This is a genomic window from Kumtagia sp. (genome assembly GCF_059502445.1).
The window spans coordinates 13,148-39,723 of the sequence record NZ_JCACER010000061.1; the positions used below are offsets into that span (position 1 = coordinate 13,148).

At 68.9% G+C, this 26,576-nt stretch carries 23 protein-coding genes; 3 read left to right on the forward strand and 20 right to left on the reverse strand.

Annotated elements, in window-relative coordinates:
* Positions 1-13: 13 nt before the first annotated feature.
* On the forward strand, positions 14-640 hold the full coding sequence (locus tag AC5JDC_RS17875; protein WP_495843249.1) for a class I SAM-dependent methyltransferase: 627 nt from the start codon (positions 14-16) through the stop codon (positions 638-640).
* Between the two features lie 9 nt (positions 641-649).
* Here the strand turns inward: AC5JDC_RS17875 and AC5JDC_RS17880 are convergent, their stop codons facing one another.
* Positions 650-1,129 (reverse strand): SRPBCC family protein, encoded by a 480-nt coding sequence (locus AC5JDC_RS17880; protein ID WP_495843251.1) that lies wholly within the window; start codon positions 1,127-1,129, stop codon positions 650-652.
* A complete protein-coding gene (locus AC5JDC_RS17885) occupies positions 1,126-1,443 on the reverse strand; it encodes an ArsR/SmtB family transcription factor (RefSeq protein WP_495843253.1) in 318 nt (105 codons plus the stop codon). The genes AC5JDC_RS17880 and AC5JDC_RS17885 overlap by 4 nt, the downstream gene beginning before the upstream one ends.
* Before the next feature lie 207 nt (positions 1,444-1,650).
* Between AC5JDC_RS17885 and AC5JDC_RS17890 the strand changes: the two genes are divergently transcribed.
* Positions 1,651-3,981 carry a PAS domain-containing sensor histidine kinase gene (locus AC5JDC_RS17890; protein WP_495843255.1) on the forward strand — a complete coding sequence of 777 codons (2,331 nt, stop codon included), beginning with the start codon at positions 1,651-1,653 and terminating at the stop codon, positions 3,979-3,981.
* Positions 3,982-4,233: 252 nt separating this feature from the next.
* Here AC5JDC_RS17890 and AC5JDC_RS17895 read toward each other — a convergent pair whose 3' ends face one another.
* The 5 genes from AC5JDC_RS17895 to AC5JDC_RS17915 all read right to left on the reverse strand — a co-directional run bounded on the left by AC5JDC_RS17895 (position 4,234) and on the right by AC5JDC_RS17915 (position 11,540).
* Positions 4,234-4,668 carry an EF-hand domain-containing protein gene (locus AC5JDC_RS17895; RefSeq protein WP_495843257.1) on the reverse strand — a complete coding sequence of 145 codons (435 nt, stop codon included), beginning with the start codon at positions 4,666-4,668 and terminating at the stop codon, positions 4,234-4,236.
* Positions 4,669-4,732: 64 nt separating this feature from the next.
* On the reverse strand, positions 4,733-7,696 hold the full coding sequence (locus AC5JDC_RS17900; RefSeq protein ID WP_495843259.1) for a bifunctional [glutamine synthetase] adenylyltransferase/[glutamine synthetase]-adenylyl-L-tyrosine phosphorylase: 2,964 nt from the start codon (positions 7,694-7,696) through the stop codon (positions 4,733-4,735).
* Positions 7,697-9,139 carry a sensor histidine kinase gene (locus tag AC5JDC_RS17905; RefSeq protein WP_495843261.1) on the reverse strand — a complete coding sequence of 481 codons (1,443 nt, stop codon included), beginning with the start codon at positions 9,137-9,139 and terminating at the stop codon, positions 7,697-7,699. It abuts the gene before it with no gap.
* Between the two features lie 3 nt (positions 9,140-9,142).
* Positions 9,143-9,817, reverse strand: coding sequence for a response regulator transcription factor (locus AC5JDC_RS17910; protein ID WP_106774983.1), 675 nt, complete (start codon positions 9,815-9,817; stop codon positions 9,143-9,145).
* A 187-nt stretch (positions 9,818-10,004) separates the two neighbouring features.
* Positions 10,005-11,540, reverse strand: a complete 1,536-nt coding sequence (locus tag AC5JDC_RS17915; RefSeq protein ID WP_495843262.1) for a Do family serine endopeptidase — start codon at positions 11,538-11,540, stop codon at positions 10,005-10,007.
* Between the two features lie 185 nt (positions 11,541-11,725).
* Between AC5JDC_RS17915 and AC5JDC_RS17920 the strand changes: the two genes are divergently transcribed.
* On the forward strand, positions 11,726-12,895 hold the full coding sequence (locus tag AC5JDC_RS17920; protein WP_495843264.1) for an adenylate/guanylate cyclase domain-containing protein: 1,170 nt from the start codon (positions 11,726-11,728) through the stop codon (positions 12,893-12,895).
* A gap of 39 nt (positions 12,896-12,934) precedes the next feature.
* Here AC5JDC_RS17920 and AC5JDC_RS17925 read toward each other — a convergent pair whose 3' ends face one another.
* The 13 genes from AC5JDC_RS17925 to AC5JDC_RS17985 form a co-directional block, all read right to left on the reverse strand.
* Positions 12,935-13,423, reverse strand: a complete 489-nt coding sequence (locus AC5JDC_RS17925; RefSeq protein WP_106774933.1) for a cytochrome c-type biogenesis protein — start codon at positions 13,421-13,423, stop codon at positions 12,935-12,937.
* The gene (locus AC5JDC_RS17930; protein WP_495843286.1) at positions 13,420-15,405 is read right to left on the reverse strand and encodes a heme lyase CcmF/NrfE family subunit; all 1,986 of its coding nucleotides are present in this window, start codon (positions 15,403-15,405) and stop codon (positions 13,420-13,422) included. The genes AC5JDC_RS17925 and AC5JDC_RS17930 overlap by 4 nt, the downstream gene beginning before the upstream one ends.
* A 4-nt stretch (positions 15,406-15,409) precedes the next feature.
* Entirely contained in the window at positions 15,410-15,862 is a 453-nt protein-coding gene (gene ccmE, locus AC5JDC_RS17935) for a cytochrome c maturation protein CcmE (RefSeq protein ID WP_495843265.1), read from the reverse strand.
* Between the two features lie 7 nt (positions 15,863-15,869).
* A complete protein-coding gene (gene ccmI / locus AC5JDC_RS17940) occupies positions 15,870-17,003 on the reverse strand; it encodes a c-type cytochrome biogenesis protein CcmI (protein WP_495843267.1) in 1,134 nt (377 codons plus the stop codon).
* A gap of 87 nt (positions 17,004-17,090) precedes the next feature.
* Positions 17,091-17,507, reverse strand: coding sequence for an RT0821/Lpp0805 family surface protein (locus AC5JDC_RS17945; RefSeq protein WP_495843269.1), 417 nt, complete (start codon positions 17,505-17,507; stop codon positions 17,091-17,093).
* A 108-nt stretch (positions 17,508-17,615) separates the two neighbouring features.
* Complete coding sequence (locus AC5JDC_RS17950) at positions 17,616-19,034, reverse strand: ATP-binding protein (protein ID WP_495843270.1); 1,419 nt, start codon at positions 19,032-19,034, stop codon at positions 17,616-17,618.
* Positions 19,031-19,696, reverse strand: a complete 666-nt coding sequence (locus AC5JDC_RS17955) for a response regulator transcription factor (protein ID WP_106774929.1) — start codon at positions 19,694-19,696, stop codon at positions 19,031-19,033. Before AC5JDC_RS17955 ends, AC5JDC_RS17950 begins: the two co-directional genes overlap by 4 nt.
* Positions 19,697-19,760: 64 nt before the next feature.
* Positions 19,761-20,069 carry a hypothetical protein gene (locus tag AC5JDC_RS17960; RefSeq protein WP_495843272.1) on the reverse strand — a complete coding sequence of 103 codons (309 nt, stop codon included), beginning with the start codon at positions 20,067-20,069 and terminating at the stop codon, positions 19,761-19,763.
* A gap of 69 nt (positions 20,070-20,138) precedes the next feature.
* Positions 20,139-20,345 carry a hypothetical protein gene (locus tag AC5JDC_RS17965; protein ID WP_495843274.1) on the reverse strand — a complete coding sequence of 69 codons (207 nt, stop codon included), beginning with the start codon at positions 20,343-20,345 and terminating at the stop codon, positions 20,139-20,141.
* A 101-nt stretch (positions 20,346-20,446) separates the two neighbouring features.
* Positions 20,447-24,346 (reverse strand): baseplate multidomain protein megatron, encoded by a 3,900-nt coding sequence (locus tag AC5JDC_RS17970; RefSeq protein WP_495843276.1) that lies wholly within the window; start codon positions 24,344-24,346, stop codon positions 20,447-20,449.
* Positions 24,347-24,349: 3 nt separating this feature from the next.
* A complete protein-coding gene (locus tag AC5JDC_RS17975) occupies positions 24,350-24,817 on the reverse strand; it encodes an NlpC/P60 family protein (protein ID WP_495843278.1) in 468 nt (155 codons plus the stop codon).
* Positions 24,814-25,704, reverse strand: coding sequence for a phage/gene transfer agent baseplate hub protein (locus tag AC5JDC_RS17980; RefSeq protein WP_495843280.1), 891 nt, complete (start codon positions 25,702-25,704; stop codon positions 24,814-24,816). Before AC5JDC_RS17980 ends, AC5JDC_RS17975 begins: the two co-directional genes overlap by 4 nt.
* On the reverse strand, positions 25,701-26,351 hold the full coding sequence (locus AC5JDC_RS17985) for a phage distal tail protein, Rcc01695 family (protein ID WP_495843282.1): 651 nt from the start codon (positions 26,349-26,351) through the stop codon (positions 25,701-25,703). The genes AC5JDC_RS17980 and AC5JDC_RS17985 overlap by 4 nt, the downstream gene beginning before the upstream one ends.
* Between the last annotated feature and the right edge of the window lie 225 nt (positions 26,352-26,576).

Here is a 26,576-nt window from a genome sequence, read left to right on the forward strand (position 1 = left end):
CGGCCTTTTCGCGATGGACGAGACAAGCAGCCAAAGCCACTGGCAGAAAACCTATTCGGAGAAGGGGGAAGCCGGCGTGAGCTGGTTCGAGGACCGGCCCGCCGTTTCGCTCGACCTGATCGGACGGACTGGAGCGAACGCCGCATCCTCGCTGATCGATGTCGGCGGCGGCGCCTCGCGCCTGGTCGACGCGCTGCTCGGCCATGGATGGCACGCCCTTGCCGTGCTGGACGTCTCGCAGACGGCACTCGATGCGGCGAAAGCCAGACTCGGCGGGGCTGCGGACGCTGTCGAGTGGATCGTTGCCGACGTGACCCGGTGGCGCCCTACCCGCATCTATGACGTCTGGCACGACCGGGCGGCCTTCCACTTCCTCACCGAACCGGACGAACGGGCCGCCTATGTGGAGCGGCTCGCGGCAGCGGTGAAGCCCGGCGGACATGCCGTCATCGCGACCTTCGCGGCCGACGGTCCGGAACGCTGCAGCGGACTTCCGGTAATGCGCTACGAGCCGGCAGCGCTCGCGGCGACCGTCGGATCCTCGTTCCGACTCGTCGACGAGCGCCGCCATGTCCACACGACACCCTGGGGCACTAAGCAGGCGTTCCAGTTCAGCGTGCTGCGCCGCTGCGGACCCTGACCGGTCCGCTCACGCCGAACGGGCGACCTCCGCCTGATAAGCGGCAAGCAGGCCCGGCCATCCGCCTTCGGCGTCATAGGCGCGGCGCGCCGCTTCGGCGGCATCGCCCATGTTCTCGAGCAGCCGGTGCTCCAGTTCGACACGCGTCTGCTGGTCGCCGACCGGGACGAAGCGGACTTCGACCTCGGTGTGCAGCGCGGCGTCGTAGCGCCAGTCGGCGCCGATCCGCCAGGCAAGCACGAGCAGCGTCGGCGCCTCCCATCTCAGCACCTCGCCCCAGTCGCATTCGCTTCCGTCGTCGCCGATCTCGTACCAGCGGCCTCCGGCGCGCGGCTCGATCACCGCCTTTCTCAGCGGCGAGGTGCCGATCGAATGCGTGGCCGGCCACCAGCGGCCAAAGCCGGCCGTGAACACGTCGAAGGCCTTGGCGATCGGCACGTCGATGGTCGTGGATTTCCGTACCGGCGCGGGCTTGGTCATGGCGTTCATCGCTCCTTCTCCCTGCTGTCGTTGATCTCCTTACGAAAAGCGTCCAGCGCTTCCCCCCATATGCGGTCGAGCCAGGCGCGCATCTCTCCCAGCCCGTGCGGATCGATATGGTAGATGTTGCTCGCGCCACGCGGCTCGGCGTGCACCAGGCGCGCGTCCTTCAGGACCTTGAGATGCTGCGAGACCGCCGGCTGCGACACCGGCAGGCAGCGCGTCAGTTCGGCAACCGAGCGCGGCTGCTCCGCCACGAGTTCGAACACCTGGCGGCGCGTGGGATCGGCGAGCGCGATCATCGCGGCGTAATCATAAGACATTGCTTATCATAAGCATAAACTTATTATGCTTGCAACAGTATCCTGGGTGCGGTACGCGAGCCTGCGCGCAAATTGTTCACATCGGCAGGGATCGGCTTGACGGTTTTTTAACAGCCCACTGGACAAGGCGAATCGCGTCTGATTCTTTAGGGCAGATTCGGGCGTGCGGCTTACCCGGATCATCTGGAAAATCGGGGAGCCATTCTCATGGCAAGGACGGACGCGTGGATCGCGCCCGACAGATCGGCTTTTGCCGGGCGCAAGGGGGCTCGCACCAGCGGCAGCCTGTTCCTGGCCCCCACCTATCGCCGGCTGCTGGCGATCGAGCCGCTGCTCAGGCGTTCCATCCCCATCCTGGTGATCGTCTTCCTGATCGTCATCGCGACCGTCCGCGTACTATCGCTGCTCGCCCAGCACGACGAGGTCGAGCGCAATGCGCGTACCGTGCTGGCGCTCGCCGCGGCGGGCCTGCAAGCCGAGCTGGCCAACATCGACGAGGGCGACCGGGCGACCGATGCGCGCGCGCTCGTCGACGACGCGAACCGTCGGGCCATGCTCGGCTCCCGCCATGTGCTCGCGGTGACGGACGAGCGATTCACCGTGCTGGCGGTCACGCCGTCCGCTTCGGCCTGGCGCGGCGCGCGCCTCGACGCGATCGTCTCCGGCGGCCAGCCGCTGTTCATGTTCGGCGACCGGGCCGGCGTGGCGGCGGTGACCATAGACGGCCAGCCGTGGTTCGCCGCCGTCGACCTTTCGTCCGACCGCAGCGTCGCTGCGGCCGCGCTGGTCCCGCAGGATGCCGTCTTCGCCGACTGGCGGCGCGCCGTCTCGCTCAACATCACCCTGTTCGTGCTGACCGGCAGCGTGCTGATCATCGTGCTCTACGCCTATTTCCGCCAGGCGGGCCGCGCCCAGACGGCGGACCGCGTCTATCGCGACGCCCACCAGCGCATCGACCTCGCCCTCATCCGCGGCCGCTGCGGCCTGTGGGACTGGGACATGGTGCGCGGCAAGATGTACTGGTCGCGCTCCATGTACGAGATGCTGGGCTACGAGCCCTGCGAGTCGATGCTGTCCTTCGGCGAGGTCGCCGGCATCATCCATCGCGACGACCACGACCTGTTCCACCTTGCCGAAAAGATCGTGGCGCGCGAGATCGACAACATCGACCAGGTTTTCCGCATGCGCCATGCCGAGGGGCGCTGGATCTGGGTGCGGGCGCGCGCCCAGGTGATCGACGCCGAGGCCTCCGAGATCAAGCTCATCGGCATCGCCGTCGACGTCAGCGAGCAGCGCCATCTCGCCGCGCGCTCCGAGGCCGCCGATCTGCGGCTGCGCACGGCCGTCGAGAGCATCAGCGAATCCTTCGTGCTGTGGGACGCGGCCGGCCGTCTGGTCATGTGCAACACCAAATACCAGCAGGACAGCGGCCTCTCCGACCGGGACACCTTGCCCGGCACTCCGCGCCAGGAACTGGAAGGCCGCATGACCGCCTTCGTCGCCGAGCGGCGCATCGCCAACCCGAACGGGCCGCGCGGCGGCGCCACCTACGAGCGCCAGCTCGCCGACGGCCGCTGGCTGCAGGTCAACGAGCTCAAGACGCGCGACGGCGGCACCGTCTCGCTCGGCACCGACATCACGCTGATCAAGCAGCACCAGGAGAAGCTGCTCGACGGCGAGCGCCGGCTGATGGCCAATCTGCACGATCTCAGCCAGGCGCGCCGCAACGAGGAGGAGCGCACGCGCGAGCTGGTCGACCTCAACCGGAAATACATGAAGGAGAAGGACCGCGCCGAGGCCGCGAACCGCGCCAAGTCGGAATTCCTCGCCAACATGTCGCACGAGCTGCGCACGCCGCTCAACGCCATCATCGGCTTCTCCGAGCTGATGGCGTCAAAGCTGTTCGGACCGCTGGGCTCGCCGCGCTACGAGGAATATGCCGGCGACATCAACAGCAGCGGCAAGCACCTGCTCGGCGTCATCAACGACATCCTCGACATGTCGAAGATCGAGGCCGGCCAGTTCTCGATGGAGCGCGAGGAGATCGACGTGCACCCGCTGATCAGCGAGACGGTGCGGGTCATCTCGCTGCAGGCGGCGCAGAAGTCGATCGCCGTGGAGACCCGCATCGCCGAGGCGATGACGCTGGTCGCCGACCGCCGCGCCATCAAGCAGATCGTCATCAACCTGCTCTCCAACGCAGTCAAATTCACCGGCGAAGGCGGCCACATCCTGGTGCGCGCCAAGAACGTCGCCGGCGCGATGATGCTGACCATCGAGGACAATGGCTGCGGCATCCCGAAAAGCGCGCTGACCAAGCTCGGCCGGCCGTTCGAGCAGGTGCAGAACCAGTTCTCCAAGAGCCATGCCGGCTCCGGGCTCGGGCTCGCCATCTCACGCTCGCTGGCGGAGCTGCACGGCGGCAAGCTGAAGATCCGCTCGACCGAGGGCGTCGGTACCATCGTGTCGGTGCGCATCCCCGCGCGCAAGACGCCGGCGGTGGCCCGCCCCGAGCCGATGCGGGAAGCGGCGGAGTAAGGCGCAGCGACTGCCCTCCCCCTTGAGGGCAGGGCAATCGCATATGGCAGACGGCGACGAATTTCGCTGCTCCGTTACCCCCACCCCTAACCCCTCCCCTCAAGGGGGAGGGGGACTTTGCGGCTGCTATGCAATGCGAAACCGTCGACGATTCGTGGTCGGCGGAGACGCCAGCCGGTCCCCCTCCCCCTTGAGGGGTGGGGGTAGCTCCATATGCGATTGCCCTCCCCCTTAAGGGGGAGGGAAGCAGCGTTACCGCCGCCAGTTCCTGCCCTGCCGCATCTCCTCCGGCACGATCTTGCCGTCGTCGTTGCGGTCCATCAGCGCGAACATCTTCTTCTGACGTGACTCGATCTCGGCCGCCGTCAGCATGCCGTCGCCGTCCGCGTCGAAGCGCTCGACGATGCGCCGCGCCCGCCGCTCGGCGCGCATGCGCTCGATCTCGGAGGCGATCTCGGCCACCGTCATCTTGCCGTCGCCGTCGGTATCGGCCGCGCCGATGCGGCTCTTCATCGCCGCCGCGAACTCCTCGAAGGTCACGTCGCCGCTGGAATCGGCATCCGCGCGCTCGAAGCGGAGGTTCTCGCGTTCGCCGCGCTCGCGCGGCCTCTCGTCGGCGAAGGCCGCGCTGCCTGATGCCGTGGCCACCGCCAGGAAGGCCATCGCCAGTTTCGTGGAAGTCTTCATTCCTGCTCTCCTTTGCATCGTCACCCCCGATGCGGTTCCGGCGCGACGTGACGGCGTCCGGCCGTCAGGTCCCCCCGGCACGAAGCAGCCGGCCGAAATGGCTTCGGACCCGCTGCGCCGTCTCCTTGACGTGCGCTTCAAGCACGCCGATGTCTGGCAAGTCGGTCGCCCCGATGAGAAGATCGATGAGGCCGGGCGGCGCCTCCTTGCGCTCGAACGGACCGGTCAGGCAAAGCCTGATCATCTGCGTGAGCGCCGCGTACAGCGCATCGGCGTCGCAAAGCTCCTGCCGCGTCTGCGCGTCGGCGAAGGCGGGCGAAAGCCGCGCCAGCACCTCCGCCGTGCCGGTGACACGGTCGCCCTCGGCATTGCCGGTCAGCACCGCGCATTGCGCGATGAATTCGAGGTCGATCAGCCCGCCGGGGATCAGCTTGATGTCCCACATGTCGCGCGGCGGCTTCTCCTCCTCGATCAGCCGGCGCATGTCGGCCGCTTCCTTCAAGACCTTGGCCGGCTTGCGCGGCAGCGCCAGCACCGCCTCGACCTCCGCCTCGACCTCGGCGCAGAGCCCCGTGTCCCCCGCCACCGGCCGGGCGCGTACCAGCGCCATGTGCTCCCAGGTCCAGGCGTCGTTGCGCTGGTATTTGCGGAAGGCATCGATATGGGTGGCGACCGGCCCCTTGTTGCCGGAAGGCCGGAGCCTGAGGTCGAGCTCGTAGAGCACGCCTTCGGCGGTCTGCGCCGAGACCGCGGCGATCAGGCGCTGCGTCATGCGCGCGTAATAGTGCGAGGGCGCCAGCGGCTTGTCGCCGTCCGATTCCTCGGCGTCCTGGTCGTGGTCGTAGAGCAGGATCAAATCGACGTCGGAGCCCGCCGTCAGCTCGCGGCTGCCGAGCTTGCCCATGCCGAGGATGGCGACGCGCCCGCCGGGCACGTGGCCGTGGCGGATGGCGAATTCGGCGACCACCGCGTCCAGCGCCGCCCCGATGGTGAGGTCGGCAAGGTCGGAGAACGCCTTTCCCGCCCGCGCCGCATCGATCGCGCCGGCCAGCAGCCGCACCCCGATCAGGAACTTCTGCTCGGATGCGAAGATGCGCAGCCGGTCGAGCACCTCCTCATGCGCCGTGGCGCTCGCCACGAAAGAAGCCAGGCGGCCGGCCAGGTAGTCGCGGCTCGGCAGCTCGGCCAGCAGCGCCGGGTCGAGCAGCCCGTCGAAGACGTGCGGCCGCCGGGTGATGATGGCGGCGAGCGCGGGTGCTGCGCTCATGATGGTGGCGAGCAGCTTCAGCAGCGCCGGGTTGGACTGCAGCAGCGAGAACAGCTGGATGCCGGCGGGCAGGCCGGCCAGGAAGGCGTCGAAGCGCAGCAGCGCCTCGTCGGCGCGCCGGGTCTTGCCGAAGGCCTGCAGCAGCGCCGGCGTCAGCTCGGTCAGCCGCTCGCGCGCCTCGGCCGAGCGGGTCGCCCGGTAGCGGCCGAAATGCCAGGAGCGGATGACCCGGCAGATGTCGCTCGCCCGCTCGAAGCCGAGCCGCTTCAGCGTCTGCAGCGTGTCGGGATCGTCGACGTCGCCGGTGAAGACAAGATTGCCGACGCCCGAGGAAAGTTCGGGCGCGCTCTCGAACAGCGCCGCATAGTGGCTCTCGACCTCCTGCAGCGAGGCGCGGAACGCCGCCGAAAAATCGTCGCAGCCGTCGTAGCCCAGCAGGCAGCCGATGCGGTCGAGCCCCTCATCTGTCTCCGGCAACGTGTGTATCTGTTCGTCCGCCACCATCTGGATGGCGTGCTCGACGCGACGCAGGAACCAGTATTGCGCGGCGAGCGCGTCGCGCGCCTCCGCCGTGATCCAGCGGTGCTTGGCGAGCTCGGCCAGCATCGGCACGGTCTGGCGGCCGCGTAGCTCCGGGAAGCGGCCGCCGGCGATGAGCTGCTGCGTCTGCACGAAAAACTCGATCTCGCGGATGCCGCCGCGCCCGAGCTTGACGTTGTGGCCCCTGACGGCGATCTCGCCATGGCCCTTGTGCGCATGGATCTGGCGCTTGATCGAATGCACGTCGGCGATCGCCGCGAAATCCATGTACTTGCGCCAGACATAGGGCTGCAGCTCCTTCAGGAACCTCCCGCCGGCAGCGATGTCGCCGGCCACCGGCCGCGCCTTGATCATGGCGGCGCGCTCCCAGTTCTGGCCGCGTGCCTCGTAATAGTTGAGCGCGGCCTCGACGGGAAGCGCCAGCGGCGTCGAGCCGGGGTCCGGCCGCAGCCGCAGGTCGGTGCGGAAGACATAACCGGCCTCGGTACGGTCCTGCAGGATGCGCACCAGCCTTTTGGTGAGCCGCGAGAACAGGTCGGTGGCCTCGAGCCGATCGAGGATCGCCGGCGCCTCCGGCTCGAAGAACACCACCAGGTCGATATCGGAAGAAAAATTGAGCTCATGGGCGCCGAGCTTGCCCATGCCGAGCACGATCCAGCCGGAACCCTCACCGGGTTTTGCCGGATCGGGCAGCTTCAGCTTGCCGGCCTCATGCGCGTCGCGCAGCAGGAAGTCGATCGCCGCGGCGGTGCAGGCGTCGGCCAGGTCGCTCAGGCGGCGCACCGACTTGTCCGCGCCGGTCATGCCGGCGAGATCGTCGAGCGCGATCAGGAAATGCGCCTCCAGCTTCAGCCGGCGCAGGTCGGTCATCAGCGCCTTCTCGGTGACGCCGTCGGTGAAGGGCAGTCCGCGCACCGCCGCGACGATCGCGGCAAGCCGGCCCTCGACAGAGACGTCGAAGAGCTGATCGAGCATCTCCGGCCGGCGGCGGGCGCAGTCGCGCATGAAATCGGACAGGTCGAACACGGCGGCGAGGAACTCCGCCTCGGCGTCGCGGCCCGACAGCAGCGCCGACAGGCGCGGCAGATTCTTCTCCTTCGCCGCCTCGGCGACGTCGCGCAGCTCCCTCCTTGCCTCGGCCGGATCGAGCGGCTTCAGCCGGGCCGGCCTGCCTTCGAACAGACGCGGTTTTGCCACTGCCTTGTCCGCCGCTCCCGCCATCTAGGTCTCCCTCCCGACCGGAAAGCTCATGTTGACGGATAGTCCGGGATCGCGCGGCTCTAGATCAAGACGGCCGCCGTGGAATTTCATCACCGCCTTGGCGAGGCTGAGGCCGAGGCCGGAGCCCGGCTGCGACCGGCTCTGCTCCAGCCGTACGAAGCGCTCGGTGGCGCGCTTGCGGTCGGCCTCCTCCGGAATGCCGGGGCCGTTGTCTGAAACGGCGAGCACGATCTCGCCGCCCCGCTTCTCCAGCGCCACCGTCACCCTGGGCGCGGCGTTGGTACCGGCCGTGTATTTTATGGCGTTGTCGACGATATTGGAGACCGCCTGGGCGATCAGCTCGCGGTTGCCTTCGATGGTCATGCCCGCGGGGACATCGGCAGCCAGCGCCACCTCCGTCTCCTCGGCCACCGGCTCGTAGAGCTCGACCACGTCGCGAACCACCTCGCTCAGGTCGACCGGCGCCGTCTGCTCGGCCGAATAGCCGGCCTCCAGCCGCGAGATCATCAGGATGGCGTTGAAGGTGCGGATGAGCTGGTCGGATTCGGCGATCGTCGCCTCCAGCGCCTCGCGGTAGCCCTTGTCGCCCGGTGCGCCGCCCAGCGCCGCCTCGGCGCGGTTGCGCAGTCTCGTCAGCGGGGTCTTCAGGTCGTGGGCGATGTTGTCGGAAACCTGCTTCAGGCCCTCATTGAGTTCGGCGATGCGGCCGAGCATGACGTTGAGGTTTTCCGACAGCCGGTCGAACTCGTCGCCGGCCCCGGTCACCGGCAGGCGTCCGCTCAGGTCGCCGCCCATGATGCGGCGGCTCGCCTCCGACACGTTGTCGATGCGCTTCAGCGCGCGGCGGCCGACGAAGAACCAGATCAGCAGCGCGCCGACGCCCATGATGCCGAGCGCCGCCATCAGCGAGCGGCGCACGATGACGCGGAAGCGCTCAGGCTCGCCGAGGTCGCGGCCGACCAGCATGATCATCTGGTTGGGCATCCTCAGCACCAGCGCGATCGCCGCATGCCGGACCTCGGATTCCGCCGCGGGCGCTTCGGGCACCGCGGCGGAGCGCGCGCGGCGCTCTCCCTCGCCGAACCGCTGGTAGGAGAACGGCCGCTCGGTCCAGCCTTCCACGTCGAGCACGCCGGGCTCCAGGCTCTCGACATTGCCGGAAAGGATGCGGCCGTTGGCATCGGCGATCAGATAGAGATTGGCACCGGGCTGGCGCGAGCGCCGCTCGACGGTGCGCACCAGCAGCGGCAGCCCGCCGCGTTGGTAGGCGTTGGCAAGCCCGACCACCTCCTCGTTGATGGTGTCTTGCGTCTGCGAGGCGAGCATGCGCGCCGACAGAGCGGTCATGTAGAAGACGAGCGCCACCGCGCACAGGCCGAACAGCAGCAGATAGAGCGCCGAGAGGCGGGCGGCCGTGGTCCTGAAGCTGGCGGGAAGCCGCATCCGCTATGCAGCCTTCAGCATGTAGCCCGCGCCCCGCACCGTGTGCAGGATCGGGCTGTCGAACCCCTTCTCGATCTTGGAGCGCAGGCGCGAGATATGGACGTCGATGACATTGGTCTGCGGATCGAAGTGGTAGTCCCAGACGTTCTCGAGCAGCATGGTGCGCGTCACCACCTGCCCGGCATGCCGCATCAGATATTCGAGCAGCTTGAACTCGCGCGGCTGCAGGACGATCTCGCGGGAAGCGCGCCGCACCGTATGCGACAGGCGGTCGAGTTCGAGGTCGCCGACCTTGTAGACGGTCTCTGCATCCTTGATGTTGGCCCTGCGGCACAGAACCTCGACCCGGGCGAGCAGTTCGGTGAAGGCATAGGGCTTCGTCAGATAGTCGTCGCCGCCGGCGCGCAGGCCGGTGACGCGGTCGTCGACCTCGCCCAGCGCCGAGAGGATCAGCACTGGCGTGCTGTTGCCGCGCGAACGCAGCCCGGCGATGACCGACAGGCCGTCGCGGCGCGGCAGCATGCGGTCGACCACCATGACGTCGTAGTCGCCGGTGTCGGCGAGCGTGAAGCCGCTGTCGCCGTCGCCGGCGACGTGTACGGTATGCCCCGCCTCCGAAAGCGCCCTCTGCAGGTAGTCCGCGGCTTCGCGATCGTCTTCGATGACCAGAATCTTCATCGGATCACCATACGCGAATTCGCGAAATTCTGCCGGCAGGATGCTCATCGCCTTTCCTCGCAATTGTGCGGCAGCGGCCCGATGGACCGCTGCCGCCGAACCGGCCGTGACAGACTGACTACGCCGGCCGGTCCGACGTTGCCGGCCCCGCCCGGGGGGTGGTCGGGCGGAACGCCGGCAACACCGGTCAGCTGCGGCCGATGGGCAGCGCCACGAAGCGGCTGGTGTCGTCGCGGCTGAGCTGCATGAGGACGGCCTTGCGGCCGGCCTTGGCGGCGTCGTCCATGGCGGTGGTCACGTCGCTCGGACCCTTGACCTCGCGCGAATTGACCGCGGTGATCACGTCGCCGGGCTGGATGCCGCGGTCGGCTGCATCGCTGTCCGGATCGACATCGGTCACGACCAGGCCTTTGCCGTCCTCGGAGGGAGCGACGGTCAGGCCGAGATCGGCGAGCGAGGACGGCTCGACCTGCTGCGGCTTGCCGTCGTCGGCCGAAGCCTGCGTGTCGCTGCCCGGCAGCGTGCCGAGCTCGAGCTTGACCTGCTCGGACTTGCCGTCGCGCCACACGGTCAGGTCGACCGACTTGCCGGGCTGGATACCGCCGATGAGGCGGGCCAGCTCACGCGGCGAGCCGACCGGCTTGCCGTCGACGGCGGTGATCACGTCGCCCGACTTGATGCCGGCCTTGACGGCCGGGCCGTCGGCCTGCGGCTCGGAGACGATGGCGCCCTTGGCGTCGGCCAGGCCGAGCGAATCGGCGATGTCCTTGGTCACCGGCTGGATCTGCACGCCGATCCAGCCGCGCGACACGCTGCCGTCGCGGATCAGGTCCTTCACCACGTCGCGCGCGGTTGAGGCGGGGATGGCGAAGGCGATGCCGACATTGCCGCCCGACGGCGAGAAGATGGCGGTGTTGATGCCGACGACCTCGCCGTTCAGGTTGAAGGCCGGGCCGCCGGAATTGCCGCGGTTGACCGCCGCGTCGATCTGGATGAAGTCGTCATACGGGCCGGCGCCGATGTCGCGGCCGCGCGCCGAGACGATGCCGGCCGTCACCGTGCCGCCGAGGCCGAACGGATTGCCGACCGCCACGACCCAGTCGCCGACGCGCACCTTGCCGTCGTCGGCGAAGTCGACATAGGTGAACTTGCGGCTGTCGTCGACCTTGAGCACGGCGAGGTCAGTGCGCGGGTCGGTGCCGACCAGCTTGGCGTCAAGCTCGTCGCCATTGTCCATCACCACGGTGAAGGCCGAGCCGCCCTCGACGACGTGATTGTTGGTGACGAGATAGCCGTCCTCGGAGATGAAGAAGCCGGAGCCCTGGGACATGGGACGGGGACGCGGGTTCTCGCGATTGCCGCGACGCTGCTGCCAGCGGTCGCTGCGATCGCCGTCGCCGCGGAACTCGCGGAAGAAGCGCTTGAGCGGGTGGTCGTTGGGAAGATCGTCGAAGCCGGGGCCCGAGAAGACGTCGGGACCGCGATCGGACGCGGGCGAGATCTTGGCCTTGACCTGGACGCTGACGACGGCCGGCGAGACCTTCTCGACGACGTCGGCGAAGCCGGGGGCCTGCGGTCCGTCGATGCGGACGGCTTCGGCGAACACGGGAGCCGTGCCGCTGGTGACGGCACCGAAGCCGATCGCACCGGCAATGGCAAGGGACGCGGCCGCTGCAAGCAGGCGCGTGCGGGTCCGCGAAACGGGAGTGTTGGGGGTGTTCATGGTCGCTCTATTCCTCTTGAAGGGATGCGTCTCGAGCGGCATCCGCTGGCAAGAGAAATAGGAGCCGGCACATTACGGCGCCATTTCCGGCACATGAAATTTAGGTAATGTTCGCGGGAGCTTGGACTTCGCTTGTCCCGGCCCTCCTCCTATATGTCCGATGCGTGGCGGCGCAGGAGGACATCGTGGCCGACCTGGAAAATTCTCAACTGCAGCCGATCGCCGCCTGGCTGATCGGCCCGGCGCGCAAAAGCCTTCCGCCGGAGGGGATTGTCGGAGGGCTGGCGGAGCGTCTGGTCGCCGCCGGCGTTCCGCTGTGGCGGGTGCGGATCGGCCAAAGGGTTTCCAATCCGCTGATCGGCGCCTGGGGCGTGATATGGACCAGGGACGGCGGCGCGGAGCTCTACACGGTGCCGCGCAGCATGCTTTCCACCGCCTCCTATCGCGGCAGCCCGTTCGAGCACGTCATCACCACCCGCACGAGCTTCCGATGTTCGCTGGAACATCTGGTGGCGGGCCGCGACCATCCCGTGCTGTTCGAGCTGGCGGAAGCCGGCAGCACCGGCTATCTGGCCCTGCCTATCGAATATGGCGACGGCTCGGTGCAGGTCGGCGCCTTCACGACGGACCGGCCGAGCGGCTTCGCGGATCCGGAGGTGGCGTTGATCGAGGAACTGGCGCCGGCGATCGCCGCCGCATTGGAACCCGCTGCCATGCGCCATTCCATGGAGAGCCTGCTCGAGGTCTATCTCGGCTCCGGCCCGGCAAGCCGCGTCGTCAAGGGCGACTTCCAGCGCGGCCAGATGACCGAGGCGGAAGCCGCGGTGCTGGTGACCGACATGCGTGATTTCACCGGCCAGTCGGAACGGCTAGCCCCGGACGCGCTGCTCGACCGGCTGGGACGCTATTTCGAGGTGGTCGTCGATTCGGTGCGCGCCGAGGGCGGCGACGTGCTCAAGTTCATCGGCGACGGCGTGCTTTCCGTCTTTCCCGCGCGCGACTCCGGACGCCGGGATGCCTGCCTGCGCGCCGCCCGCGCCATCGCCGCCGCGTTCGCTCACGAAGCGGCCAGGGACCTGCCCTTCGTCGCCGCCCTGCATGTCGGGCCGCTCGTCTACGGCAACATCGGCAGCCGGGACCGGCTCGACTTCACCGTGGTCGGCCCGACGGTCAATTATGTCAGCCGGCTGGAAGGCATCGCCAAGCTGCTCGACAAGCGCGCCGTCTGCTCGGCCGAGGCCGCCGCCGAACTGCCGGCCGAAGCGGTCGGGGACCTCGGCAGGCACGCGCTCAAGGGATTCGCGGAGGAGCAGCGTGTGTTCGAGCTGATGACAGCGATCGGCAATCACCCGTAGCTCGCAGTCGGCCACCAAAGCGTCAGGGGTGGCTGTCAGTCAGGCGCCTTCTGGCCGCCCCTTGCCATTCTCATCGAGAATCCGCCGCAGCGCCGCCTGCTCCTCGCCGGAAAGCTTCTCGCTTGCGTATCGCCGCCTTGATCGGCCGAACGCGAAAACGACAGCGCCGCCCACCACCAGCAACAGCACGGGCGTGCCCCACAGCAGCGCGTTGCGGGCGTTGAAGCGCGGCTTGAGCAGCACGAACTCGCCGTAGCGGGCGACGACGAAGTCGAGCACCTGCGCATCCGTGTCGCCGGCCGACAGCCGCTCGCGCACCAGCACGCGCAGATCATGCGCAAGCTCCGCGTCGGAATCGTCGATCGACTGGTTCTGGCAGACCATGCAGCGCAGCTCGGCCGAAAGCGACCGCGCCCGCGCCTCCAGCGCCGGATCGGCCAGCCTCTCGCCCGGCTGCACAGCGCCGGCGGGTATTGCGGCCGCGACGGCGAGCAGCAGCGCGGCGGCAAGGATGCCGAGCCGCCTCACGCCTTGGCTCCGGAGGGCACGGCCGACGGCCGGGTACGCCGCGACGGCGCGCCGACGCGCAGCCGCCGATCGGTCAGCGAGACGGCGCCGCCTGCCATCATGACCGCCCCGCCCAGCCAGATCAGGGTGACCAGCGGCTTCCACCAGATGCGCACGACCATGCCGCCGTCGCCGGTCTCGTCACCCAGCGAGACATAGAGCTGACTCAGGCCCAGCGTCAGGATGCCGGCTTCCGTGGTCGGCATCTGGCGGGCCGTGTAGATGCGTTTGGCCGACGTCAGCGCGCCGCGCGAAACGCCGCCCTGCATCAGCACGAAGCGCGCCTGCGTCTCGGTGAAGTTGGGCCCTTGCACCGGCGCGACGCCCTCGAAGCGCAGCGTGCGCCCGGCGATCTCGGTGGTCTCGCCCGGCTTCATGACGGTGATGTGCTCGACTTCGAAGGCGACCGTCGCGACGATGCCGAGAACGCTCAGCCCCATGCCCATATGCGCCAGCGCCGTGCCGAACACCGAGCGCGGCAGTCCGGCGAAGCGCCGCGCGGCGACGCCGAGCGGCACCGCACCGAGGGCGGATTTCTGCGCCAGGTCGGTGAGCGCGCCGAGAACCATCCAGACCGCGATCCCTATCCCGAGCGCGGCGAACACCGACGCGCCGTCGACCAGCAGCAAGGTGGCGAGCACGGCGAGCAGCGCGCCGCCGAACGCCGCCATCAGCCGCTGCGCCACCGCGTGGACGTCGCCGCGCTTCCAGGCGAGCAGCGGCCCGAAGGGGATGAGCAGGAGCAGTGGCAGCATCAGCGGCCCGAAGGTCAGGTTGAAGAACGGTGCGCCGACCGAGATCTTGTCGCCGGAGATCGCCTCGACCACCAGCGGATAGAGCGTGCCGACCAGCACCGTCGCCGTCGCGGTCGTCAGGAACAAATTGTTCAGCACCAGCGCGCCTTCGCGCGAGATCGGGTGGAACAGGCCACCCGCCGTGAGGCTGCCGGCACGCAGCGCGAACAGCGCTAGCGAACCGCCGATGAAGACGACGAGGATGCCGAGGATGAAGACGCCGCGCGTCGGATCGGTGGCGAAAGCATGCACCGAGGTCAGCACGCCGGAGCGGACCAGGAAGGTGCCGAGCAGCGACAGCGAGAAGGTGAGGATGGCGAGCAGGATCGTCCAGATCTTCAGCGCCGAGCGCTTTTCCATGACGATCGCCGAGTGCAGCAGCGCGGTACCCGCCAGCCACGGCATGAAGGAGGCGTTCTCGACCGGATCCCAGAACCAGAAGCCGCCCCAGCCGAGCTCGTAATAGGCCCAGTAGGAGCCCATGGCGATGCCGCCGGTCAGGAACACCCAGGCGGCCAGCGTCCACGGCCGCACCCAGCGGGCCCAGGCCGCGTCGATGCGCCCCTCGATCAGCGCGGCGACGGCGAAGGAGAATGAGATGGAGAAGCCGACATAACCGAGATAGAGCAGCGGCGGATGGATGGCGAGGCCGATGTCCTGCAGGATAGGGTTGAGGTCGCGGCCCTCGAACGGCGCCAGTTCGAGCCGGACGAACGGGTTCGAGGTGGCCAGCACGAACAGCAGGAAGGCGGCGCCGATCCAGCCCTGCACGGCCAGCACTTTGGCGCGCAGCGTCGCCGGCAGGTTGCGCCCGAACACCGCCACCAGCGCGCCGAAGAAGGCGAGGATCACCACCCAGAGCAGCATCGAGCCCTCGTGGTTGCCCCAGGTGCCGGTGATCTTGTAGAGCATCGGCTTCAGCGAATGCGAGTTCTGCCAGACATTTGCGACCGAGAAGTCGGACTGGACGTAGGCCGCCGTCAGCGCCGCGAAGGCGAGCGCCGTCAGCGCGAAACCGGCGATGGCCACCGGCCCGCCCGCCGCCATCAGCCGCGCTTCGCCGGTGCGCGCGCCGACCAGCGGCACCACCGACTGGACCAGCGCCAGCGCGAAGGCCAGCACGAGGGCGAAATGGCCGGTTTCGACGATCATGTCACGACCCCGATCCCGCCGTCTCGTCCTTCCATACGCCCTTCTCCTTCAGGCTGTCGGCGATTTCCTTGGGCATATAGGTCTCGTCATGCTTGGCGAGAACGCTGTCGGCGGCGAAAACGCCGTCCGGCCGCAGGGTTCCTTCGGCGATGATCCCCTGCTCTTCTCTGAAAAGGTCCGGCAGGATGCCGACATAGGCGACCGGCACCGATTTTTCGCCATCGGTCACAGAGAACGACACTTCCGTGCCCTGCCCGCGCTTCACCGTGCCGGCCTCGACCAGCCCGCCCAGCCGCACGCGTTGGCCGGGCTCCAGGGCTGCCGCCTGCAGCTCGGCCGGCATGTAGAAGAACGACGCCTTCTGGCCGAGCGCGTAGAAGGTGAGCGCCGTGGCGGCGCCGAGGAAGGCGAGCGCGCCGGCGATCACGGACAGTCGCTTCTGCTTGCGGGTCATCGGCGTCTCACTCCGTCGCCGGCAGGCCGAGCGAGGCGGCCAGCGCCAGCAGGCGCCTGCCGTCCTCGCTGTCACCGTCGAGCGCCTCCAGGCCGCGCGCCAGCGCATCCCGGGCCGCATCCGTCCGGCCGAGCATGGCATAGGAACGCACCAGCCGCATCCAGCCTTCCGGATCGCGCGGATTCTCCCTGAGCTTCTGATCAAGCCCGGCCACCATCTGCTCGATCATGGCGGCGCGGTCCTGCGGCGACATCTCCTGCGCCGCTTCGATCTCGCTTTGGCTCGGCCCGGCGGCGGGAGCCGCATCGGCCGCGGCCATGCGGCGGTCCGCCTCGGCGATCGCCTGCTGCACCGCCTCGCGCCATGGATTGTCGGCCGGCAGCGCTGAAAGCATCGTCCGCCACGCCTCCCCCGCCTCCTTCAGCCTGCCCTCCTGGGCGAGCGCGGTAGCGAGATAGAAACGCGCCTTCGGATTGGCGGGGTCCGCCGCCATTGCTTGGTCGAAGGAAGCTCTTGCCTCGGCGGTGACCAGCCCGCCGGCAGCGCTCGCCTGCGCCTCGCCGAGACCGGCAAGGCGGTCGGGCGTCTCGCCCTGCAGCCGGATGGCGTTGCGATAGGCGGAAACCGAATCGGCGAAGCGCCCGCCGCGCAGGTAGATCGGCGCCAGCACGTCCCAACCGCGTCCATCCTCGGGATTGGACACGAGATGACCCTCGGCGCGGGCGATCAGTTCCTCGAGCGAGCTGTCGGCAGGATCTTCGGCCAGCCGGGCGCTGAGCGGCTGGCCGGGCAATGCCGGCGAGCCGGTGACGGCGTAGACGCCCCAGGCGATCACGGGAACCGCAAGCACGGCGGCAACACCGACCATGCGCGGAAGTTTTGCGCCGGCCCTTGCGGAATCCGCGTTCTCGGGCCCGGCCAGCCGCAGGATGCGCCGGCCGATCTCGGCTTTCGCCTCCTCGGCTTCGGCAGGGCCGATCAGGCCGCGCGCGGCGTCGCGCTCCAGCTCCCTGAGCTGGTCGCGATAGACCTCGATGTCGTGATCACGCGGGTTGTCGGCGCGGGTCCGGCCCGCCAGCGGCAGCATCACCGCCAGGCTGGCAGCCAGCGTCAGCAGCGCGGCGACGATCCAGAACAGCATGCGCCTTCCAATATCCGTGTCGGCGGCCCCTGCCAATCGCCGGCGCTGCGGCTGATTGACCGGGCGTCGGCCGTCCGGGCCGGGCTGTCAGCTCAGCGTCGCCCAGCTTCCGTCGGCATTGCGGCAGGCCGTGCCGCGCGCCGTGCGCGTGGCGCCGTCGATCACAACCTTGTGCGTATACTGGCGGCAGTCCTGCGATCCGACCCGGTAGGGCTGCGCCGGCACCACGTCGCCGGAGCGGCCGGCGCGGCCGCCCGTCCAGGAGACCGTCTGCCCGCTCTGGGTGTATTCTAGCGCCTGGTATTCGGCGGCGAGCGCCTTCTGCCTGTCGCCGGAGCCGAGACCGGAGCCGAGCGACCCGGTGATCAGCCCGCCGACCATGCTGGCCTTGCCGGAGCCGCTCGGCGGCGTGACGTCCGTGCCTGCGCCGCCACCGGCGCCCGATATCGTCGCGCAGCCCGAGATGGCCAGAAGAGCGGCAAGCAGCACCGTACGAATAGCCATTCCCACCACCGACCGATGCCGCGCACGACATTGTGAATGCCGCCGCGATAGGGTTGATATTTGGCCGAAATTTGGCCGCGGCACCTTGCCACGGCCAAGCCTCAGCCTCTACTCGACGCGGCGCAGGAGGACAACCGCCTTCAGACCGCCGATGCCGGCGCGGCCCAGTTCGATCGCGCCACCGTACTCGCTGACCAGATCGGAAACGATCGCCAGGCCGAGTCCGGTTCCCGGCTTGCTCTCGTCCAGCCGCCTGCCGCGCTTCAGCACCTCGCGCGCCTTGTCCTCGGGAATGCCCGGCCCGTCGTCCTCGATGGTGATGGCGAACATGCCGTGCTCGTCCCTCAGAGCGGCCGGCGCGAGCGACACCACCACCCGCCGGTTCGCCCATTTCATCGCGTTGTCCAGGAGGTTGCCGACGATCTCCTCCAGATCCTCGCGCTCGCCGGCAAACAGGATGTCGGCGGCCGGCGGCGCGAACGACACGCTGACGCCGGCATTCAGCTTCGCCATCACCCGTACGATGCGCTGCAAAAGCGGCGTCACCGGCGTGCGGTAGACGACGCTGTCGCGCTGCGCGGCGATGCGCGCGCGCTGCAGATAGTGCTCGAGCTGGCTCTGCATGGCCGTCGCCTGGTCGGCGATGATCTTGCCCTTGTCGCCGCCCAGCGCCCGCGCCTCGTTGATCAGCACGGCCAGCGGCGTCTTCAGCGAATGGGCGAGATTGCCGACCTGGGTGCGCGAGCGCTCGACGATGCGGCGGTTGTTCTCGATCAGCGCATTGGTCTCGTTGGCGAGCGGCTCGATCTCGGTCGGAAAGGTGCCGCGCAGCCGCTGCGCCGTGCCCTCGCGCACCTTCGCCAGCGCCTCGCGCACGCGGCCGAGCGGCCGCAGGCCGAGCAGGATCGCGGCGGCGTTGATGGCGATCATGCCGATGCCGAACAGCGACAGGTAGGTGAACAGCCGCCACTCGAAGACGTCGATCTCCCGCTCCAGCTCCGAGCGGTTGCCCATGACGCGGAAGCGCGCGACGCGGTTCTGCTGGTCCAGCACGAACTCGCTCTCGAGCACTTCCAGTTCCTCGCCGCCGATGCCGTCGGTGAGATAGTTGCGCTGGAAGCTTTCGTTGAACGGCGCCTCCTCGGCGCTCGGCGAGGGAACGTCCTGCGTCATCGACAGCGAGCGCAGGTCGCCGGTGAGCCCGCGCGCCACCGGCTTGACCTCCCAGTACCAGCCCGATTCCGGTTCGGAGAAGCGCAGATCGCCGAGATCCGGCGAGCCGGTGAGCATACCGGAAGCCGACACGCCGACGGAGCCGATGAGGTTGAACAGATGCGCCGAAAGCAGGCTGTCGAAGCCGCGCTCGCTGGCCTGCTGGTAGAGCGCGGCGATCACCGTGTAGATGGCGATCAGCGCGATGATCGCCCAGATGGTGGAGAAGGCGACGACACGGACGGCCAGCGAGCGCGGCGCCAGCCTCGGCGTCCAGCGCCGCGGTTTTTCCGCCCGCGGCGCGACGTCCGTCACGCCGCCGGCTCGCGCATGCGGTAGCCCATGCCGCGCACCGTCTCGATCATGTCGACGCCCATCTTCTTGCGCAACCGGCCGACAAACACCTCGATCGTGTTGGAATCCCTGTCGAAATCCTGGTCGTAGAGATGCTCGACCAGCTCGGTGCGCGAAACCACCTCGCCCATGTGGTGCATCAGATAGGCCAGCAGCCGGAACTCGTGCGAGGTCAGCTTCAGCGGCATGCCGTTCATGTCCGCCTTCGACGCCTTGGTGTCTAGCCTGAGCGGCCCGCAGGTGAGCTCGGATGAGGCATGCCCGGCGGCGCGGCGGATCAGCGCCCGCAGCCGCGCCAACACCTCCTCGATATGGAACGGCTTGGTGACGTAGTCGTCGGCGCCGGCGTCTATGCCGGACACCTTGTCGCTCCAGCGGTCGCGCGCCGTCAGGATCAGGACCGGCATTTTCCGCCCGTCGCGGCGCCAGCGTTCGACCACGCTGATGCCGTCCATCTGCGGCAGGCCGACGTCGAGCACGACGGCGTCGTAGGGCTCGGTGTCGCCGAGGAAATGCCCCTCCTCGCCGTCGAAGGCCTTGTCGACCGCATAGCCCGCATCCGTCAGCGCCTGGGTGAGCTGCCGGTTCAGGTCCTTGTCATCCTCGACGACCAGTATCCGCATGGAATCATCCGCCAGAACAGGGGAAAGGTATCTTACAGGACCGGCGGCGCCACGCGAACCGAGTTCAGTTCAGCGGCACGACGACTTCGGTGCGGCGCGGCCGCTGGCCGTCCTTGCCGGGGATGAGCACGACGATCACGCAGACCGGCCGCCCGCCCTGGTTCGACTGGCTGGCGCGCGCCAGCGTGCCGCCGCGCTGCGCCGCCACTTCCTGGCCGATCGCATAGCAATCCGCCTGCGCGAGCAGCACGGGGCGCTCGTCGGCGGAGACCGGCGGCAGCGCCACGGGACCGGCAACCGCTTCGGAGGCCAGGAAGCCCGCCGCGCCGAGCGCCGCAAGGCCGGACCGGAGATGGGAAAGCAAGCGTTTCATGCCGCCGTTTCTAGCGCATTCCTTCTGAACGCGGAATGAACGATTCCGGAGCAACTCTGCAGGAAAATCTCACCCGATCCGCGCCCTCGCGGCCAGCCGGCCGAGCAGCGCCACCACGCCGGCGACCGCCGTCGCCGCCTGCAGCAGCGTGTCGACGAAGGCCGCATCGTCGAAGCCGTCGGTCGGCACGCCGAGCAGGCCGAGCAGCGCGACCAGGATGGTGACGACGGCGGCCCACACGGTGCGCGACAGGTACCAGGGTTTGCTATCGGTCATTTGCCAAATCCTTTCAGGCAATTGGGGGAAAGATCGAAGACGCCGATTCAGGCCGTTCAGACACTGAATCATCTTCATGAGAGACCGGGCCAGCCGGGTCGTCAGAGAGCGAACCGCCGCGTCGCCGGAATGCCCCAGCCGGCGGGAAGGCTGAGCTGGCGCACCGTCACGTCGAGTTCCGAAGGCATCCCGCCGGAATCGGCAAGGATCTCGGCTACCGGATAGGTCCACGCCGGCAGCACGACGGTCACGCTGCGCACCACCAGCCCGCCCACGGCGGCGACGTCGATCCGGTATTCCTGCCGCTCCTCGCCCAGCGGGATTTCCGTCGCCGCCCAGTCGTCGGCGTCGATCCGGCCGCGCCGCACCCAGGAGAAGGCGAGGTCGCCGCCCGCGACCTTCCGGCATCTCAGATGCACCGGCGCCAGCGGCAGCCTTGCCCGCAGGCCACCGGTGCCGGAATGGCTGGAGAAGGTCTCGACGGACAGCACCGCGCCGGCCGGACCGACCCGCCAGTTCAGCGGCAGCCCGATCTCGCCGCTCATCAGCCCGGCGGCCCTCACCCGCTCGTTGAGCAGGACGAACGGCGCGCCGGCCGCCGCGCCCGCCGCCATTGCATCGCCGGTGCCGAGCTGGCCGCGCAGAAGTTTGGCGAGCCGCCACAGATCCGGCGCGATTTCTTCGGCCGTCTCGAACTGCAGCACCTCCCAGACGCCGTTGGCGGCCAGCACCGCCGCTGCGTTGCCGCCGTTGAGCAGCTGCAGCCGGCTGACGCTTTCGGCCTCGGCATCGAACAGCGTGACGAGAAGCGCCGTCGACCGGTCGACCCGCCCCTCGAAAGCGCCCGGCAGCAACGGGTCTGCGAGTTCACCCAGATCGGCCGGCCGGTCGATCGTCGCGCGCTGCGAAAAGCCGGTCGTGTCCGGCGAGGCGAGCAGCACCTGGCTGCGCCACGGCCTTTGCCAGGCGGCAACGCGGAAATGGTCCTGCGGCGCGGTCGTCGCGGCGCGGCCCGGCAGGTCGAGGAACAGCACATGCGGCTGGCCGGCCTCGATCACCGGGCCGGGCTGCGTCTCCGGCGGAACAGTGGCCCACACGGACGGCGCGGCCCGCTCGATGCGGCGTGCCTTCAGTCGCCGCACCAGCCCGTCCTCGACCTCCGTCACCAGATATTCGGAGATGTCCGGCCCCGGCAGCCGGATGACGGCGCCCGGCTCCAGCCCCTGCCGGTAGCTTGCGGCCGAGAACGCCACGGTCTCGCGGCCGGCCCAGGCGCGGGCCAACCAGTCGGCGGCGAGCGCCTGCGCCTGCTCGCGCTCCAGCACGCCGGGAAAGCTCACTGTCTGCTGGCGCTTTCCCGCCGCGCCCGCCCGCAGGCAACGCACGGAAGCCGACTGGAACGCCGCCAGCGGATCGCGGAAAGCGAGAACCGCCTCGACGGGAAGCTCGTGATCGGGCGCTCGCGTCCGCTCGACGGTGGCGGCGCCGTCCTCCACCACCATCGCCTCGATCGTCAGCGGCGCGGCCGTGCGCGCCCGTGCCGAGCGGAACACCAGCCCGCCGGGCTCCTCCCGGACGGCGAGATCGAACAGATCGACCAGCGGCTCGAGCGCCGCCCGTGCCGAGCCCGGCTCGTCGACGACATAGCCGTGCAGGCAGCCGTCGGCCTCGCTCGCATCCGCCGGCGGCAATCCGTGGTCGGCGAGGATGGCGTTGATCAGCGAGCCGGCGTCCGGCCCCTCCAGCCGCCCGTTCAGCCAGTGGCCGAGCTGCCAGTTGGCGCCATCCGCCCACACGTCCGCCTGCAGCGGAAAGGCCGGGAAAGGCCGCGCGTCCCAGCACCAGACATAGATCCTTTCATGGTCGAGCATGCGCCCGCCATAGACGGGCGAGAGCGGGTTGTCGGCCGGCCGGAAGCCTGGGCTCGCCGGATCCCAATGCGAGGCGTGCGCCTCGAGAAAACGCTTGACCGCCAGGTCGCTGCGGCCGCCGCTGGAGAAATAGGGGGTAAAACTCTCGCTCGACTTCGGATCGACGAAGACGTTGGGCTGGTTCGGCCCTTTGTCGACCGCCGGGCAGCCCAGTTCCGTCAGCCAGATCGGCTTGCCGCGCGGCACCCAGTCGGTCGGCGTCGGCAGTTCCACGCCGCCTATCCGGTTGAAATGCGGGTTCGACCACCAGCCGACCAGATCCTTGTAGCGGAACACCCACGGCTTTTCGTAGGCGCCGTCGGTGATCGGCGTGCGCAGCCGCGCCTGGCGGTCGGCGAAGCCGGCATAATGCCAGTCGAAGCCCTCGCCCGAATTGATCGCCGCCCGCAGCGCCGTGGGATCGTAGGGTCCGCTGGCGCTGTCCGGATTGCCGGAAAAATAGTCGGCGTCGCGCCAGTCCGACAGCGGCATGTAATTGTCGATGCCGACGGCGGCCATCGACGGCCGCGCCCACAGCGGGTCGAGATGGAAGAACACGTCTCCCGAGCCGTCGGTGGGACGGTATCCGAAATACTCGGTCCAGTCGGCACCGTAGCAGATCGCCGTCTCCGGCCCGAGCAGCGCCTTCGCCGCGTCGGCCAGTTCGCAAAGCGTCTCGACGAAGGGAAAGGCGTTCGCTCCGTCGCGCAATGTGGTGAGCCCGCGCATCTCCGAGCCGACCAGGAAAGCGTCGACGCCGCCCGCCGCCAGCGCCAGATGCGCGTAGTGCAGCACCAGCCGGCGAAATCCCCAGTCGCCCGCGGAGCCGTCGAACTCGACCGTCTCGTCGTCGATGGAGAAATCCGCCGGCTCGGCCGCCCCGCAAAATGCCTCGACCTGCAAGCGCGCTGCCGCGGTCTTGTCCGCGGACTCCCCCTGGTTTGGCCCGGGAAAGCAGGTGATGCGGCCGCGCCAGGGATAGGTCGCCTGCTCCGTCCCGCCATAAGGGTCGGGCAGCTCGTTGCCGGGCGGCACGTCCATCATGACGAAGGGATAGAGCGTCACCTTCAGCCCGCGCGCCCTGATCTCGCGGATCGCGGCGACGACTGAGGCGTCGGTCTGCGTGCCGCCATAGGCCGATCCTCCGCCATGCGAGGACACCAGCCTGGCGCCGCCGCGCCCGACGCCGGACACGCTCCATGGTTTCGAGAAATTGACGCCGGTCGCCTTGGTCACGCCAGGCCGCACGGTGCAGTGGCCGGCGCGCAAATCGTCGCCAAACCAGGAGACCACCAGCGCGATGTCGGCGAGGTTGGGGCAAAGCGCCTGCAATTCGTCGAGCGAGGCGGTGATGTCGGCCGCACCGAACAGCACATGCCGGTTTTCCGGCACTGTCTCGCCCGGCCGCAGCCTTTTCATGACCGGCCGCGGGTCGAGCCCGTATTCGGTCGAACCCGGAATCAGCGCCACGGCGCGGATGCCGTCGCGCAGCTCGCCCACCGGGCGCAGCACCTCGAACTGCATCTGCGGGATGCGGTTGCCGTAGTCGTTGAGCGGAAGCCGCTCGAACACGACATAGGCAAGGCCGCGATAGGCCGGCGTATTGGCCCCGCCCTGCTTTGCCGCGATCAGCGGATCGGGCGGCTGGTCGGCAGTACCTCTGTGAACCCGCATCTCGAGCTTGGTGAGATCCAGCTCGCGCCCGTCGGCCCAGACGCGCCGCACGCCGGCGATCTCGCCCTCGCACAGGCCGAAGGCGGCGTTGCCGAAATAGCTGTATTCGGTGACCTTGGTGCCACCCTTGCCGCCCTGCCGGCGGGTGGTCGTGACCTCCTCGAAGCGCGTCGCCCAGATCACCACGCCGCCCAGCCGCGCCGTGCCGTAGAGCCGCGGCACCGGCGCCCCCTCCTCGGCCGTCAGCGGGCGAGCGCCGGAAAGCCGCGGTCCCTCGATCCGACGTGTCCCGTCGAGCAGGGCGCGGTCGAGCGTGTAGCCGGCGAGCGCCCCGGCGGCGGTGCCGATGGTGGCGCCGAACGAGCCGAACAGCCCGCCGAGATAGGCGCCGGCGGCTTGCAGGAGAAGAACTGCCATGGATCAGCCCTGACGATCAGGCGTCGAGATGTCGGGAAAGGCGAAAACCCCGGCGATGCGCTTTCGCCATTGCGGCACCAGCGGGCTCACCACCACCGCGCTGCCCTCGTAGGCGTGCACGAAGCGGTCGGGCGCGATCAGGATCGCCGCATGTTTTGCCGGCAGACTTGCGCGCCAGCGGAACAGCAGCAGGTCGCCGGCGGCCGCCGTGCCGGCCGGCTTCTCGCGGCAGTGCCGCCGTGCCGCTTCAAGCAGGCGGTCCTCGCCGCCGGCCTCGGCCCAGTCGGCCGCATAGGGGCCGGGGTCCTCCGGGACGGTCCCGTAGACGCTTCGCCAGACGCCGAGCAGCAGGCCGAGGCAGTCGCAGCCCACGCCCTTGCGTGATCCCTGGTGCCGGTAGGGCGTACCGACCCAGCCCAACGCCTCGGCGACGATCCGCTCCGCCGCGTCGTATCCCGCGCCCATGTTCATGGCACCAGCGGTCCGCCGTCGAACACGTCGCCGTCGACGGCGTAGCCATAGGCCGCGTCATTGCCGGGAAGATGCGGAAAGCCCTGGAAGTTCAGCGCGTTGCCGAACTTTTCCTTGCAGGTGGAAAAAGCCTTGTCGCAGCCGGCCCGGACGACGAAGCCGTCGCCGAGTTCCGGGGCTACGCCCTCGCCCGGCTGGAGCGCCAGACAGACGCCGGTCTGGTCCTTCACATGGCTCGTCACATGCGAGACCCGGCCGGCCAGCGCCCCGGTGGTCCATTCGACACGCCCGAGCGAGAACCAGCCGGATGCGAATCCGTCCAGGCCCGAAACCGTCAGCAGGTCGGGAGTGGATGCGGCCAGCACCGTGCCGCTGCCGGAAAACGCCGGCTGATCGAGCGCGAAACGACAGCGGCCATCGCCCAGCTCGGCATCGCATCTCTTGGAAAAATGCCGGCCGTTGACCTGGTCCAGCGCATGCGCGCGGCTCTTCAGCTCGGCGACGAAGGCGTGGTCGCGCCGCGTGATCTTGCCTATCGTGGCACTGCGCAGCACGGCGAACTGCGACGGCTCGGCCCAGTTGACCAGCAGCGTCTCGACAGTCGCCCCGTCATAGAGCCCCCGCGCGATGTCGGCCTCGTCGATTTCGTCGGAGGACAAAGCGCCCTCGACGTCCACCGTGTCGATCGCCAGGCCCAGAGTGTCGCGTGCCTCCGTTGCGCTGAAGCCGGTAAGCGGCCGGAAATCGGCAGCATCCACCGTGAGCGGCCGGTAGTGGTCGGTAAATCCCCTGACCGTGCCGTCGCGCCGCGTCAGCCGCCAGCAATGGCAGACGGTCGTCGTCTCGCCGTCGAGATGCGCGGCCAATGCCTCCGGATAGACGCTCAAAGCTGCACCTCCACCAGCGGGATCGAGGGGATGCGGCCGGCCTTGAAGGCGCTGATGCCCACCTCCAGCCGGTCGGTGTCGAAGCGCACCGGCACGTCGAACTCGTAACCGGCCGTCACAACCTCGCCCGCGCCCGGCACGGCTGCCGGTACAAACACGATATCGCCCGTCGCCTCGTCGAAACCGTAGTCGCCCGGCGCCGCTTGCGGGCTGCCCGCCACCGCCACCCGCAGCGTCTCGATCACGGGCTTGCGGATCGGCCGGACATAGGAGCCAGCCCCGTCGCCGTAGCGCTTGACCAGGGCAAACCGCGCCCTGCTGCCGTCGCCGGTGCCGAGCACCTGGTCCGCGTCGGACGGCGCCTGGTCGGCACGGCACGATTTCATGTCGAACGGGTCGCGGAAGCGGAAGCCGTGCAGCGAGCCGCGCCGCGCCTCGAAGAAGTCGACGATGTCATAGAGGTCGGCCAGCGAGCGCACGCCGGTGCCGGCGTCGTAGTGGTGGCGCGACTGCGCGAAGCGGGCGTTGCGCTTCTCGCGCCCGGAGGTCAGCGCCACGATCTCGTTGCGCCGCTCCGGCCCGCCGGTCGCCCCGAACGACACGGCGACGGGAAAGCGCACGTCATGAAAGGCGGAAAGTTCGGTCATGTGAATTCCCTGGAGGGCAGTAGGGCAGTAGGGCAGTAGGGCAGTAGGGCAGTAGGGCAGTAGGGCAGTAGAACTGCGAGCCGGAGGTCCCAAAGACGGTCAAGAAAATTCGGCCGACGGTCATGCCCTTCTGGAACTAAGCTCACGGAGGTTATTTGCAGGGAGTGGCAGCCCAACTGCCCTACTGCCCTACTGCCCTACTGCCCTACTGCCCTACTGCCCTAC

Bases quoted from the DNA above. Each gene is read 5' to 3' on its own strand.
- AC5JDC_RS17875 (WP_495843249.1), top strand. From the start codon at position 14: ATGGACGAGACAAGCAGCCAAAGCCACTGGCAGAAAACCTATTCGGAG.
- AC5JDC_RS17880 (WP_495843251.1), bottom strand. From the start codon at position 1,129: ATGAACGCCATGACCAAGCCCGCGCCGGTACGGAAATCCACGACCATC.
- AC5JDC_RS17885 (WP_495843253.1), bottom strand. From the start codon at position 1,443: ATGTCTTATGATTACGCCGCGATGATCGCGCTCGCCGATCCCACGCGC.
- AC5JDC_RS17890 (WP_495843255.1), top strand. From the start codon at position 1,651: ATGGCAAGGACGGACGCGTGGATCGCGCCCGACAGATCGGCTTTTGCC.
- AC5JDC_RS17895 (WP_495843257.1), bottom strand. From the start codon at position 4,668: ATGAAGACTTCCACGAAACTGGCGATGGCCTTCCTGGCGGTGGCCACG.
- AC5JDC_RS17900 (WP_495843259.1), bottom strand. From the start codon at position 7,696: ATGGCGGGAGCGGCGGACAAGGCAGTGGCAAAACCGCGTCTGTTCGAA.
- AC5JDC_RS17905 (WP_495843261.1), bottom strand. From the start codon at position 9,139: ATGCGGCTTCCCGCCAGCTTCAGGACCACGGCCGCCCGCCTCTCGGCG.
- AC5JDC_RS17910 (WP_106774983.1), bottom strand. From the start codon at position 9,817: ATGAAGATTCTGGTCATCGAAGACGATCGCGAAGCCGCGGACTACCTG.
- AC5JDC_RS17915 (WP_495843262.1), bottom strand. From the start codon at position 11,540: ATGAACACCCCCAACACTCCCGTTTCGCGGACCCGCACGCGCCTGCTT.
- ccmE (WP_495843265.1), bottom strand. From the start codon at position 15,862: ATGACCCGCAAGCAGAAGCGACTGTCCGTGATCGCCGGCGCGCTCGCC.
- ccmI (WP_495843267.1), bottom strand. From the start codon at position 17,003: ATGCTGTTCTGGATCGTCGCCGCGCTGCTGACGCTGGCTGCCAGCCTG.
- AC5JDC_RS17945 (WP_495843269.1), bottom strand. From the start codon at position 17,507: ATGGCTATTCGTACGGTGCTGCTTGCCGCTCTTCTGGCCATCTCGGGC.
- AC5JDC_RS17955 (WP_106774929.1), bottom strand. From the start codon at position 19,696: ATGCGGATACTGGTCGTCGAGGATGACAAGGACCTGAACCGGCAGCTC.
- AC5JDC_RS17960 (WP_495843272.1), bottom strand. From the start codon at position 20,069: ATGAAACGCTTGCTTTCCCATCTCCGGTCCGGCCTTGCGGCGCTCGGC.
- AC5JDC_RS17965 (WP_495843274.1), bottom strand. From the start codon at position 20,345: ATGACCGATAGCAAACCCTGGTACCTGTCGCGCACCGTGTGGGCCGCC.
- AC5JDC_RS17970 (WP_495843276.1), bottom strand. From the start codon at position 24,346: ATGGCAGTTCTTCTCCTGCAAGCCGCCGGCGCCTATCTCGGCGGGCTG.
- AC5JDC_RS17975 (WP_495843278.1), bottom strand. From the start codon at position 24,817: ATGAACATGGGCGCGGGATACGACGCGGCGGAGCGGATCGTCGCCGAG.
- AC5JDC_RS17985 (WP_495843282.1), bottom strand. From the start codon at position 26,351: ATGACCGAACTTTCCGCCTTTCATGACGTGCGCTTTCCCGTCGCCGTG.